Here is a 12,850-nt window from a genome sequence, read left to right on the forward strand (position 1 = left end):
CTGGGCTACCAGGACTCGAACCTAGAATGACGGTACCAGAAACCGTAGTGTTGCCAATTACACCATAGCCCACTGAAACGCAACCCCTTGGGGGGTTTCATTTCTGTCTGCGCTTCCCTGCCGGATCTTTCGTCCCGCTCGGGTGGCGCAGGAAGAACACTACCCGAAGGTGTCCGGCGCTCCAAAACGGGTATTGCCCGCCAGCAGCCCGGGCAGCTGATCGAGTCCGGTGATCCGCACAAGATCGGGTCTGCCGCCCCGGTCCTCCCGGTCCAGCCAGATCCCCGTCAGACCTGCGGCCACGGCCCCACCAGCGTCGATGTCGGGTTCATTGCCCACGTACGCCACCTCGTGCGGAGCGAGCGCGAGCGCCTCGCAGGCGGCGTGGAAGGCCGCGGCCTCGGGCTTGGAGATGCCCAGCTCCGCCGCGCAGAGCACGGACTCGAACCGGTCGCGTACGCCGAGGACGGTCAGCTTGCGGTGCTGGTGTTCCAGTGAGGAGTTCGAGAGGACGGCGTGGCGGTACGCCGTCGCCAGCGCGTCCAGCACGGGCACGGTGTCCGGGAAGAGCGACCAGGCCGCCTCGTAGTGGCGGATGTGCCGGCCGAACCACTCGTCGGCCTCGTCGTCGCTGAGCGGGCGGCCGAGGAAGTCCCTGGCCCGGTCGCGGCGCTGCCCCTCCCAGTCGGTACGGCCCGCCGCGAAGCGCTCCCAGTGCCGCTGGGTGAGCTCCTCCCAGGCATCCAGGGCGTCCTGCGCGGAGCGGTAGCCGCCGGGCACCCCTTCAGCCTCCATGTGCCTGCTGAGACCGGTGGCAGCCGCTGATCCGTAGTCGAAGAGGGTGTCGTCAACGTCCCAGAGGACGGCTCTGATCGCCATGGGCCGACTCTAGCGGCCGCTGTACGCGGATGGGCCCGGACGAGCCGCTCGGTGCGGTTCGTCCGGGCCCATGCCGGTTGCCCGGGGTCCTACGCGGCGAGCTTCGCCAGCGCCGCGTCCACCCGTGCGATGGTCTTCTCGCGGCCCAGGATCTCCAGGGACTCGAAGAGCGGCAGGCCGATCGTGCGGCCCGTGACGGCGACGCGGACCGGGGCCTGGGCCTTGCCGAGCTTCAGGCCGTGTTCCTCGCCCGCCGCGAGGACGGCGGCCTTGAGGGCCTCCGCGTTCCACTCGGCGGCGATCAGCTTGGCGCGGGCCGTGACGAGGAGGTCGCCGGAGCCCTCCTTCATCGCCTTGGCCCAGGACGCCTCGTCCTCGACCGGCTCGTCGAGGAAGAGGAAGTCGACGTTGGCCGTGATCTCGGAGAGGACGGTCAGGCGGGTCTGGGCGTACGGGGCGATCGTCGCGAACTGCTCCGCGTCGAACGCCTCGGGGCGCCAGGGCGCGAACGGGGCCCGCAGCCAGGGGCCGCACGCCTCGGTGAACGCCTTCACGTCGAGCTTGCGCACGTGCTCGGCGTTGACGTGCTCGGCCTTCTTCAGGTCGAAGCGGGCCGGGTTGGCGTTGACGTCCTTGATGTCGAACGCGGCGACCATCTCGTCGATGTCGAAGATGTCGCGGTCCTCGGCGATCGACCAGCCGAGGAGCGAGAGGTAGTTGAGCAGGCCCTCGGGGAGGAAGCCGCGCTCGCGGTAGAGGTTGAGCGATGCCTGCGGGTCGCGCTTGGAGAGCTTCTTGTTGCCCTCTCCCATGACATAGGGGAGGTGGCCGAAGAGCGGGATCTCCTTGGCGATGCCCAGCTCGATGAGCGCCCTGTAGAGGGCGATCTGCCGGGGGGTGGAGGAGAGCAGGTCCTCGCCGCGCAGGACGTGGGTGATCTCCATCAGGGCGTCGTCGACCGGGTTGACCAGCGTGTAGAGCGGAGCACCGTTGGCGCGGACGATGCCGTAGTCCGGCACGTTCTCGGGCTGGACGGTGATCTCGCCGCGGACCAGGTCGGTGAAGGTGATCGCCTCGTCGGGCATCCGGAAGCGGACGATCGAGCTGCGGCCCTCCCCCTCGTACGCGGCGATCCGCTCCGCGCTCAGGTCGCGGCAGTGGCCGTCGTAGCCCGAGGGCCTGCCGGCGGCGCGGGCGGCGTCGCGGCGGGCGTCGAGCTCCTCGGTGGTGCAGTAACAGGGGTACGCGTGTCCGGCGGCGAGCAGCTTCCCGGCGACGTCCCGGTAGATGTCCATGCGCTGCGACTGGCGGTACGGGGCGTGGGGGCCGCCGATCTCGGGGCCCTCGTCCCAGTCGAAGCCGAGCCAGCGCATCGACTCGAGCAGCTGGTCGTAGGACTCCTCGGAGTCACGGGCCGCGTCGGTGTCCTCGATACGGAAGACCAGGGTGCCCTTGTGGTGCCGGGCGAACGCCCAGTTGAACAGGGCGGTACGGACCAGGCCCACGTGGGGGTTACCGGTCGGGGAGGGACAGAAACGTACGCGGACAGGTCCGTTAACCACGCTTGATCACCTTGTTGGTGAGAGTGCCGATGCCTTCGATGGTGACGGCGACCTCGTCGCCGACGTGCAGGGGTCCGACCCCTGCGGGGGTTCCGGTGAGGATCACGTCGCCCGGGAGCAGCGTCATGGCTTCCGTGATGTGAACGACCAGGTCCTCGATGGAGCGGATCATGTCGCTCGTACGGCCGAGCTGGCGCTGCTCGCCGTTGACCGTCGCCTGAATGGTGAGGTCGCGGGGGTCGAGGTCGGTCTCCACCCAGGGGCCGAGCGGGCAGGAGGTGTCGAAGCCCTTGGCCCGCGCCCACTGCTTCTCACGCTGCTGGGCGTCACGGGCGGTCACGTCGTTGGCGCAGGTGTAGCCGAAGATGACGTCCTTGACGCGCTCACGCGGGACTTCGCGGCACATGCGGCCGATGACCACGGCCAGTTCGGCCTCGTGGTGCAGTTCGTTCGAGAAGGAGGGGTACTCGATGGCGTCTCCCGAGCCGATCACCGAAGTGGTGGGCTTGAAGAAGGCGACCGGGACCTCCGGGACCTCGTTGCCCAGCTCGGCGGCGTGTTCCGCGTAGTTGCGGCCGATGGCCACGACCTTGTTGGGGAGCACGGGAGGGAGCAGCCGGACCTTGCTCAGCGGGACCTTGGTGCCGGAGAGCTCGAAGTCGGTGTACGGGATGCCCCTGATGATGTCGAGGACGAGGTCACCGGATTCAACGGTGCCTTCACCCTCCACGGCGCCGAAGGCGACATTGCCGTCGATGGAGAACCTGGCGATGCGCACGGGAAGCTGTCGCCCCTCACTTGTGGCTGGCTGAAGACTGACGCTCCAGGCTAACGCGGGCGAGGGGGACAGCAGCGCCGGTGGAAGACCGCGGGAGGCCGTGCGTGAGCCCGGCCAGGATCTTCGGCGCCCTTCTCAGGCGCCGGTGGTGACCGGGGCTTCCATCAGGATGGTGCGGCGGGGGTTGGCCGTCTGGGTGGGCAGGTCGACCGAGTGCTCCGGCTGCTCCGGCGTCCGCAGCGCTTCGGCGTCCTTGAGGTGCGCCAGCGTGGTGCGCCGGGGGTTGGCAATGTTGCGGAACATCATCGTGGTCTTCATCTGCCGTCTGGGCCCTGTCGGTCTGGGCGCCACCCGAAGGGGCGCCGGGTTTTCGGATTCGCCATCCCTGTAAAGGGTCAGGCTAAACATCCAATTCCCACCCGGCGCCCCGAGGAGACGGCGATCATCATGTGAGTTTGCTCACGAAGTAGCCGACAAATGCCGCATGACGGTCAGCCGATCGCGTGACATGAAACGGACATTGCATAGCTGAATGCGCCATTCCGCTCCTGATCATCGCGACTGGGGCACCCCCTACCCGTAAGCGACTCATCCCCGATCGTCCGTTTTGACCACGAACACTCTCCACACCTTGTTACACATTCATCACAACGTGTCACCCAGGTCACAGGCCGGTACAGGGGCCTTGTTGGAGATCCGGCACTGTGCTGGAATTCCACGCACCGCCGCGGGTTTCAGGCCGGCGCGCAGGGCGCAACGCAGCGCCGAGTGGCGGCGGGAGGGGGAAGAACGCCGGTCACTCACGACCACCATGGGGCGCGTCCAGCGCCCCACGACGCCGACACCGTCCCGACCCGCGCATGCGGAAGGGACGCCTGGTCCAGAGGTTGCGACGCTAGTGCAGGGACGTTTCAAGAGGGATGGCATGGGGTCTCCCCAGGCCCGCCAGGGCCGAGGGGAAGCTCCGGCGGATCAGGAGCCGCGCGGCGGGAACGACCGCGGTTCCTCGCCCCAGCACGCCCAGAACCCCGGGCAGGCCGCGGCCGGTGACAGTGGTGACCGCGCACAGCGCTCAGGCACGACGACGAGCAGTGGCTCGGAGCCGGTCAGTGCGTTCCAGTCGCGCGGCCCGATCAACACGGGCTCGCGAATAGCGCTCCGTAACTGGCGCATCAGCACGCGTCTGGTCTCGCTCCTCGCCCTTCCCGTGGTGGCGGCGACCACGCTGGGCGGACTCCGTATCAACGAGTCCATGAACGACATGCAGCAGCTGGAGCACATGCAGCTGCTGACCAAGATGACCAAGCAGGCGACCGCGCTCGCCCAGGCGCTCCAGGAGGAGCGCGACCGGTCCGCGGGCCCGCTGTCCAACGGTTCCAAGCCCACCGACTTCAAGGTCACGGAGCCCCGGAAGAAGACCGACCGCTCCAAGGACGCCTTCTTCGACGCGACCAACGCGATCGGCAACACCGACAACGACGAGGCCCTCGAGGGCATCCACGCGAGCGTCGCCCAGATCTCGACCCAGCTCGGTCAGATCCGGGACATCCGTGAGGACGCGTACGCCAAGGGCACTCCGAGCCTCAACACCATCGACCGGTACAGCCAGTTGATCACCTCGCTGCTGAGCCTCTCGCAGGACATGGCGCAGGCGACCAACAACCCGGAGATGATCAAGCGGACCCGGGCCCTGGCGGCCTTCTCCTCCTCCAAGGAGTACGCCTCGGTCCAGCGGGCGGTCATCGCGGCCGCGCTGCCCGGCGGCAACAGCGAGAAGACGAACCTCGACAAGAACGACCAGCAGTTCGGTCGCAACGCGCTCCGCAAGGAGGCGCAGACCCTCGCCTCGTTCAAGTCGACGTACGAGAACACCGGCAACAGCGCCGACGAGCTCACCGCGTCGCTGACCAACGGCCACCCCGAGATCAACGCCGCGGACATGTACGCGAAGCAGGTTCTCGAAAGCCCCACGGGCATGGTGGGCAAGAAGTCCCGCTCGTACATGGACTGGTACGACCAGAGCTCCACCAAGATCCAGGCCATGAAGACCATCGAGGAGACCCTCCTCAGCGACATGGAGGGCAAGGCCCGCGAGCTGCGCGAGGAGTCCCAGCGCGAGGCCATCCTCAACGGTGTGGTCATCCTCCTCGTCCTCGGTGTCTCGCTGGTGGGCGCGTTCGTCGTGGCCCGGTCCATGATCCGCTCGCTGCGACGGCTCCAGGACACCGCGACCCGGGTCGCCCAGGACCGTCTGCCCGAGCTCGTCAAGCAGCTCTCGGAGACGGACCCGCAGGACGTCGACACCTCCGTCGAGTCCGTCGGTGTGCACTCCCGGGACGAGATCGGCCAGGTGGCCGCGGCCTTCGACGACGTGCACCGCGAGGCCGTCCGGCTCGCCGCCGAGCAGGCGCTGCTGCGAGGCAACGTCAACGCGATGTTCACCAACCTGTCCCGGCGTTCGCAGGGCCTCATCCAGCGCCAGCTCTCGCTCATCTCCGAGCTGGAGTCGCGCGAGGCCGACCCGGACCAGCTGTCCTCGCTCTTCAAGCTCGACCACCTCGCGACCCGTATGCGCCGTAACGGCGAAAACCTCCTCGTCCTCGCGGGCGAGGAGCCGGGCCGCCGGTGGACCCGCCCCGTGCCGCTGGTCGACGTGCTCCGTGCCGCCGCCTCCGAGGTGGAGCAGTACGAGCGCATCGAACTGGCCGCGGTGCCCGCCACCGAGGTCGCGGGCCGCGTGGTCAACGACCTCGTGCACCTGCTCGCCGAGCTGCTGGAGAACGCCACATCGTTCTCCTCGCCGCAGACGAAGGTCAAGGTCACCGGTCACGCACTGCCCGACGGCCGGGTGCTCGTCGAGATCCACGACACGGGTATCGGCCTCTCCCCCGAGGACCTCGCGGCGATCAACGAGCGGCTCGCCTCGCCGCCCACCGTGGACGTCTCCGTCTCCCGGCGCATGGGTCTGTTCGTGGTCGGCCGGCTGTCCCTGCGACACGGCATCCGCATCCAGCTGCGCCCCTCGGACTCCGGTGGCACGACCGCGCTGGTCATGCTTCCCGTCGACGTCGCCCACGGAGGCAAGCAGCCCCAGTCCAAGCAGGGTCCCGGTCAGCAGCAGGGCGCTCCCGGCGGGCTTCTCGCCGGTGGTGCCCCGGGCAGCGCCCCGCGGGCCGGTCTCGGCGGCTCCCCGGCCGGTTCCTCGGCCGCGCTCGGAGCCGGTGCGCAGCGCGGGCAGGTCGGTGCGGGCTCGGGTCCGCGTGCCGCACTGCCCTCGCGCGACGGCGGCCCGCGTCAGCCCCAGCCCACCGCCGGCTCCCAGAGCAACGGCGTGCAGGGCAGCAACGGCATGCAGAACAACGGTCCGCAGAACGCGGGCCGGCCCCAGCAGGCGCCGCCCGCGGGCGGCCCCGCCGGTGCCTTCGGCGGCGGTGCCCGGATGGGCGCCCGCGGTGGCCAGGGCGACGCTCCCGGCCGTACGGACGCGGGTCAGCCCAATCTGTTCGGTCACTCTGGGCAGACCCGGCCCGGCCAGCAGCAGGGCGGCCAGTTCGGCCAGCAGGGCCAGCAGAGCGGCCCGCCCGTCCGGCAGCCACAGCAGCAGCCGCAGGGCAGGCACGCCCAGAACGACCAGGGCGGTTTCCAGCAGCCCGGCGGCCCCGGCCGCCAGCTGCCGCCTCCCGGCGGTCCGCGCGCCGAGCTGCCCGGGGGCAACCCCCAGCCGCAGCGTCCGCAGGGCGCGAGCTGGGGTGTCGAGGAGCGGGGTGCGCAGCGCCAGTCTCCGCTGGACGCCCCCCGCGGTCACGAGGAGCCCGACACCACCGGCCAGTTCGCCCGGCCTGCCGGTCCGAACCAGCCGTACGGCGCGGGTCAGCACCAGGGCCCCGGCGCCACGGCGGAGTTCGCCCGCCCGGACTTCTCGGCGCCGCAGGCGTCCCAGGACCCGGCCGGTACCGCCCAGTTCGCACGCCCCGACTTCGGCACCCCGCAGCAGAACCAGGGGGCGCCGGCGCCGCGGCAGCGTGGCCGGGACGACGCCGACTTCGGTGCTCCGCGTCCGGCGGCCCCGGCCGCCGGTGAGATGCCGCGCCGTCCGGCGCTGCCCGAGGCGCTTCCGCCGGCCGGTCCCGGGGACGGTCGTACCCCGCTGTACGACACCCTTGAGACGAACTGGTTCCACGGCCCGCAGCAGGGCGGCCAGCAGCCGCCGGCCGCCGAGCCCCAGGCGCCGGCGGCCCCGTCCGCCACGCCTGCTCCGCCCATGCCCCGGCGTGGTGACACCGACACCGGTGCCACCAGCACCTGGCGCCCCTCGCCCAACGACGAACTCGTACGGCAGGCCGAGCGGGTCAAGAAGCCCGCTGCGGGCGGGATCACCACTTCCGGACTTCCTCGCCGGGTTCCCCGTGCCAATTTGGTACCGGGCACCGCCCAGCAGCAGAATCACCAGTCCGGACCCCAGGTTTCGCGTGCGCCCGATGACGTACGCGGACGTCTGACCAATCTCCGCCGGGGCATCCAGCAGGGTCGGCAGGCCAACAACGGCCAGTCGACCGGCGGTTTCCATCTCGGCCCCACTCACCAGCAGGAGCGTTAGTTGAGCCCCATGAGTCAGGCCGCACAGAATCTGAACTGGCTGATCACCAACTTCGTGGACAACACCCCTGGTGTGTCCCACACCGTCGTGGTCTCCGCGGACGGCCTGCTGCTGGCGATGTCCGAAGGCTTCCCGCGCGACCGCGCCGACCAGCTGGCGGCTGTCGCCTCCGGTCTGACGTCGCTGACGGCGGGCGCCTCCCGGATCTTCGAGGGCGGCGCCGTGAGCCAGACGGTCGTGGAGATGGAGCGAGGCTTCCTTTTCCTGATGTCCGTCTCGGACGGTTCCTCGCTGGCCGTTCTCGCCCACCCGGACGCCGACATCGGTCTGGTCGGGTACGAGATGGCCCTCCTCGTCGACCGTGCGGGCACGGTCCTCACGCCCGACCTGCGCGCCGAGCTCCAGGGCAGTCTGCTCCACTAGGCGGCCATGCAGCGGATCCCAGGCACAATCCCCCCAGGTACTGCCCACAACCCTCACCCGTCCGGCCGCCTCAGACCCCCCACCGGCCCCTTAAGACGGCAAGTAGACACACCGCTGTCACGCCCGGAGGATTCATGACCCCGCCACCCGCCTCACCTGATCCGTACGGCGCACTGCACCACGCGTCGTACGACGGTGAAGGCGACCAGCCGCTGGTCCGTCCCTATGCCATGACCGGCGGCCGGACCCGGCCGCGTTACCAGCTCGCGATAGAGGCCCTGGTCAGCACCACGGCCGACCCCGCACACCTGGGGACCCTGCTCCCCGAGCACCAGCGGATCTGCCACCTGTGCCGTGAGGTCAAGTCGGTGGCCGAGGTCTCGGCACTGCTGTCCATGCCCCTCGGCGTGGCCCGCATCCTCGTGGCGGACCTGGCGGAAGCCGGCATGGTGGCCATCCACCAGCCGGGCAACGGAGAGGCCGGCGGCGCGCCGGATGTGACACTGCTCGAAAGGGTGCTCAGTGGACTTCGCAAGCTCTAACGGCGGGACGGGCCGTGCCACCACCTCGGCGAAGATCGTGGTGGCGGGCGGCTTCGGCGTGGGTAAGACCACGTTCGTCGGTGCCGTTTCGGAGATCAATCCGCTGCGCACCGAAGCCGTGATGACGTCCGCGTCCGCGGGCATCGACGACCTCACACACACCGGGGACAAGACCACCACCACGGTGGCCATGGACTTCGGCCGCATCACCCTGGACCAGGACCTGATCCTGTACCTCTTCGGCACCCCCGGACAGGACCGCTTCTGGTTCATGTGGGACGACCTCGTACGCGGCGCCATCGGCGCCGTCGTCCTCGTCGACACCCGCCGCCTCGCCGACTGCTTCCCCGCGGTCGACTACTTCGAGAACAGCGGACTCCCCTTCGTCATCGCCCTCAACGGCTTCGACGGACACCAGCCCTACACCCCCGAAGAAGTGCGCGAGGCGCTCCAGATCGGCCCCGACGCTCCGATCATCACCACGGACGCCCGCCACCGCGCGGACGCCAAGAGCGGTTTGATCACTTTGGTGGAGCATGCCCTGATGGCACGTCTCAAGTAGACGCAAGTCGTTATGGGCATACGGAAGTTGTTGTAGTCACACGGGTGCGGACTGTGTCCTATGACACGATCCGCCCCCGTGTTCATAACGTTTCGACAGAGAATTACCTTCGCATCAACACACGATGCGTTCGATTGGTACCACTCTGCTCATGCGGGCCCCGCCTTTTGGCGGGGCTCGCTCTTTATGCCCGTTTTATCTGCGGTGTAGACCACTCGGAATCACTCATTCCGACTGTTTGGAACGCGACCGGTCCCCGTGCTGGAATTCGATGAACTACCGAGTAGTACGGCCCCCTGAACGAAAACTTCGGCACAACGTTGGTGTCGACGCCGAGAGGTTGTTGGTCGAGTGAGGCGAAGCAACGAGGGCTCCGCGGCGCAGCCGGAACGGGGCAACTTCACCCCGCCGCCGCGCGCCGGGGCGTCGTCCGCGGACATGTCCGCGCCCGAACCGGCCGGTGGCTCCACCAACCGGCTGTCCCCGCGCAACTGGCGGGTGCCCACGCGGCTGAACGCGATCCTCCTGATCCCTGTGCTGGTCGGCCTGATCATGGGCGGCTTCCAGGTGAAGGGGTCGATCGACACCTGGAACGAGGCCCAGGACGCCGAGAAGACCGCGCTGATCGTGCGCGCGGCCTCGGAGTACGGGCAGGCGCTGCTCAACGAGCGTGACCTCACCGCTCAGCCGCTCCTGTCCAACAAGCGCACCTCCGAGGTCGTCGAGCAGGCCCGTGCCACCACGGACGAGGCCAGGGCGAAGTTCGACACCGCGGTGCAGGACATGCCCTCGAAGCAGGGCCTGGACCGCCGCCTCAAGCTGTTCAAGGTGGAGGAGCCCCAGCTTCCCGAGCTGCGCAAGGCGGCCTACGCCGAGGCCATGGACCCGGTGAAGACCGAGGAGGGCTACACCAAGGTCCAGCACTCCCTGATGGAGTTCTCCAACGAGATGGGTCTCGGCACCGGCAACATCACCAGCTACGGCCGCACCGTCTACGCGATCGAGCTCTCCAAGGCCGCAGTATCGCTTCAGCGCTCCATCGGTATGCACCTGCTGGTCCGTCCCAGCCAGGAGCGCGACAAGTTCCAGGCGCAGGTCAAGGCGTTCGGCTCGTACAACTACCTGGAGCAGATCGCGCTCGCGGAGTTCGTCTCCGGTGGCACCGAGGCCGACGCGACCCGCCTCAAGACCGTGATGGCCGGCAAGGCGGCCGAGGGCGCCAAGCAGCTTAAGACGGCCGCAGAGCAGGCCCAGGCCGCCGGCAAGCCGTTCGTGCCGCCGCCGAGCATCGACGGTTCGGTCTTCGACGGCATGGCCCAGCAGATCGGCCAGGGGCAGACGCAGGCCGAGCTGAAGGCGAAGGGGATCACCCCCCAGACCTGGATGGCCGCCGCCACCGCCAAGTTCGACGGTTACTCCACGGTCGGCGACGAGCTCGTCGACAAGGCCGTGACCGAGGCCGCCGAGATCTCCTCCGACGCCAAGACCGACGCCATCGTCAACGCGGCGATCGTGATCATCGCGCTGCTCGCGGCCTTCATCATCGCCGGGCTCATGGCCCGCCAGATGAGCCGCTCGATGCGCCAGCTGCGTACCGCCGCCTTCGGCATCGCCGAGCAGCGGCTGCCGATGCTGGTCGACCAGCTGTCGCGGACCGACCCGGGCCGGGTCGACACACGGGTCCAGCCCATCCCGATCAACACCCAGGACGAGATCGGCGAGGTCGCCCGCGCCTTCGACCAGGTGCACCGCGAGGCCGTCCGGCTCGCCGCCGAGCAGGCCATGCTCCGGGGCAACGTCAACGCGATCTTCACCAACCTCTCGCGCCGCAACCAGTCGCTCATCGAGGGCCAGCTGACCCTCATCACCGACCTGGAGAACAACGAGGCCGACCCGGACCAGCTGGAGAGCCTCTTCCGGCTGGACCACCTGGCCACGCGTATGCGCCGCAACGGCGAGAACCTCCTCGTCCTCGCGGGCGAAGAGCCGGGCCGCCGCTGGAACCAGCCCGTGCCGCTGGTCGACGTCCTGCGGGCCGCCTCCTCCGAGGTGGAGTCGTACGAGCGCATCGAGCTCACCGGCGTACCGGAGAGCGAGATCCACGGGCAGGCCGTGACCGACCTCGTCCACCTGCTGGCCGAGCTCCTGGAGAACGCCACCACGTTCTCGTCGCCGCAGACCAAGGTCCGGGTCACCGCGACCCGGCTGCCCGACGGCCGCGTGATGGTCGAGATCCACGACAAGGGCATCGGCCTCACCGCCGAGGACTTCGCGGACATCAACCACAAGCTGGCCAACCCGCCGACCGTGGACGCCGCCGTCTCGCAGCGCATGGGCCTCTTCGTGGTCGGCCGCCTCGCCGACCGGCACGGCATCCGGGTCCAGCTGCGCCCCTCGGGCGAGCAGGCCGGTACCACCTCGCTGGTCATGCTTCCGGACGCGATCACCCACGGTGGCGGTGGCGAAGCCGCCGCGCAGGACGACTTCACGGTCTCCTCGATCATTCCGGAACAGCAGCAGCCGGTGTTCGACCCGATGCCGCACCAGACCACGATGCGCACGGCGGCGGAACTCGGCTTCGACGACTCCCGCTACGAGATACCGGACGCGGACGCGGCGCAGCTGGACCCGGTCGGCCGCTCGCTCCTGCGTGAGGAGCGACGGGCGGCGCTGGAGGCCCAGGCCGGCGGCGAGCGTCCGGCGTTCCAGGCCGAGACTCAGCAGTACGCGCAGGAGCAGTACGGCCAGGAGCAGTACGCCCAGGAGCCGCAGCCCGCGCAGCAGGGGTACGAGCAGGCTTCGTACGAGGCCCCCTACGAGCCGTACGGCACCGAGGGCGGCTACCCCCAGCAGGCCCAGCAGGGCGGTTATCCGGAAGCGGCGTATGGCGCTCCGGAAGCCCAGCAGGCCCAGTACGGCGATCCGTTCAACTCCGCCGTGGCCCCGTCCCACCAGGATGACTGGCCGGATCAGGGCGGCTATCAGGGCGCCTACGAGACCGCGCCGCAGGCCGAAGCGGAATCTGCTCCGAGTACCCCCGCAGAGGCTCAGGAGCGCGTAGGCTTCGACCGTTCGGGCCCCGTCCCGAACGCCGCGCAGGAACTGACCGAAGCCGGTCTGCCGCGCCGGGGCGGTGCGCAGCACCGGCAGCCCGCCGGCCACGCGACCGAGGCCCCGGCGCAGGACACGCGGCAGCAGCCGTCCGCCCCGGCGAACGGCGACGGCCCCGGCGACTGGCGCTCCACGAACGACGAGCGCTGGGAGCGGGCGGAGAAGCTCCGCGAGCCGAAGGCGGGCGGAATCACTCCATCCGGTCTCCCCCGTCGCGTCCCCAAGGCCAATCTGGTCGAAGGCACGGCGGAGCAGACGCAGCAGGGCGGCCCCCAGGTCTCCCGCGCACCCGAGGACGTCCGTGGCAGGTTGAGCAATCTGCGGCGCGGGGTCCAGCGGGGCCGCGATGCGGGGTCGGACGCAAGTAACACCTACAACCAGGAGCGTTAGTGTGAG

At 69.5% G+C, this 12,850-nt stretch carries 9 protein-coding genes and 1 tRNA gene; 5 read left to right on the top strand and 5 right to left on the bottom strand.

Annotation, left to right across the window (positions count from 1 at the left end; translation table 11 throughout):
* The 5 genes from ACFWSK_RS07075 to ACFWSK_RS07095 all read right to left on the bottom strand — a co-directional run bounded on the left by ACFWSK_RS07075 (window position 1) and on the right by ACFWSK_RS07095 (window position 3,537).
* A tRNA-Gln gene (locus ACFWSK_RS07075) sits at window positions 1-72 on the bottom strand.
* Window positions 73-159: 87 nt separating this feature from the next.
* Window positions 160-879 carry an HAD family hydrolase gene (locus ACFWSK_RS07080; protein WP_383782843.1) on the bottom strand — a complete coding sequence of 240 codons (720 nt, stop codon included), beginning with the start codon at window positions 877-879 and terminating at the stop codon, window positions 160-162.
* Window positions 880-968: 89 nt separating this feature from the next.
* Window positions 969-2,441, bottom strand: a complete 1,473-nt coding sequence (gltX, locus tag ACFWSK_RS07085; protein WP_383782845.1) for a glutamate--tRNA ligase — start codon at window positions 2,439-2,441, stop codon at window positions 969-971.
* Window positions 2,434-3,219: a fumarylacetoacetate hydrolase family protein gene (locus ACFWSK_RS07090; RefSeq protein ID WP_383782847.1), complete on the bottom strand. Its 786-nt coding sequence runs from the start codon at window positions 3,217-3,219 to the stop codon at window positions 2,434-2,436. The genes gltX and ACFWSK_RS07090 overlap by 8 nt, the downstream gene beginning before the upstream one ends.
* A 135-nt stretch (window positions 3,220-3,354) precedes the next feature.
* The gene (locus tag ACFWSK_RS07095; RefSeq protein ID WP_383782848.1) at window positions 3,355-3,537 is read right to left on the bottom strand and encodes a hypothetical protein; all 183 of its coding nucleotides are present in this window, start codon (window positions 3,535-3,537) and stop codon (window positions 3,355-3,357) included.
* 607 nt (window positions 3,538-4,144) lie between these two features.
* Between ACFWSK_RS07095 and ACFWSK_RS07100 the strand changes: the two genes are divergently transcribed.
* The 5 genes from ACFWSK_RS07100 to ACFWSK_RS07120 all read left to right on the top strand — a co-directional run bounded on the left by ACFWSK_RS07100 (window position 4,145) and on the right by ACFWSK_RS07120 (window position 12,844).
* On the top strand, window positions 4,145-7,816 hold the full coding sequence (locus ACFWSK_RS07100) for a nitrate- and nitrite sensing domain-containing protein (RefSeq protein WP_383782849.1): 3,672 nt from the start codon (window positions 4,145-4,147) through the stop codon (window positions 7,814-7,816).
* Between the two features lie 9 nt (window positions 7,817-7,825).
* Window positions 7,826-8,239, top strand: coding sequence for a roadblock/LC7 domain-containing protein (locus ACFWSK_RS07105; RefSeq protein WP_024495006.1), 414 nt, complete (start codon window positions 7,826-7,828; stop codon window positions 8,237-8,239).
* A gap of 134 nt (window positions 8,240-8,373) precedes the next feature.
* Complete coding sequence (locus tag ACFWSK_RS07110) at window positions 8,374-8,781, top strand: DUF742 domain-containing protein (RefSeq protein ID WP_003966010.1); 408 nt, start codon at window positions 8,374-8,376, stop codon at window positions 8,779-8,781.
* Entirely contained in the window at window positions 8,762-9,343 is a 582-nt protein-coding gene (locus tag ACFWSK_RS07115; protein WP_328906053.1) for an ATP/GTP-binding protein, read from the top strand. Before ACFWSK_RS07110 ends, ACFWSK_RS07115 begins: the two co-directional genes overlap by 20 nt.
* A 351-nt stretch (window positions 9,344-9,694) precedes the next feature.
* On the top strand, window positions 9,695-12,844 hold the full coding sequence (locus tag ACFWSK_RS07120; RefSeq protein WP_383782850.1) for a nitrate- and nitrite sensing domain-containing protein: 3,150 nt from the start codon (window positions 9,695-9,697) through the stop codon (window positions 12,842-12,844).
* The last annotated feature ends 6 nt before the right edge of the window (window positions 12,845-12,850 follow it).

This window comes from Streptomyces sp. NPDC058620 (genome assembly GCF_042717135.1).
Lineage (GTDB): Bacteria > Actinomycetota > Actinomycetes > Streptomycetales > Streptomycetaceae > Streptomyces.

Coding starts and splice junctions, on each gene's coding strand:
- ACFWSK_RS07080 (WP_383782843.1), bottom strand. CDS start 879: ATGGCGATCAGAGCCGTCCTCTGGGACGTTGACGACACCCTCTTCGAC.
- ACFWSK_RS07095 (WP_383782848.1), bottom strand. CDS start 3,537: ATGAAGACCACGATGATGTTCCGCAACATTGCCAACCCCCGGCGCACC.
- ACFWSK_RS07100 (WP_383782849.1), top strand. CDS start 4,145: ATGGGGTCTCCCCAGGCCCGCCAGGGCCGAGGGGAAGCTCCGGCGGAT.
- ACFWSK_RS07105 (WP_024495006.1), top strand. CDS start 7,826: ATGAGTCAGGCCGCACAGAATCTGAACTGGCTGATCACCAACTTCGTG.
- ACFWSK_RS07110 (WP_003966010.1), top strand. CDS start 8,374: ATGACCCCGCCACCCGCCTCACCTGATCCGTACGGCGCACTGCACCAC.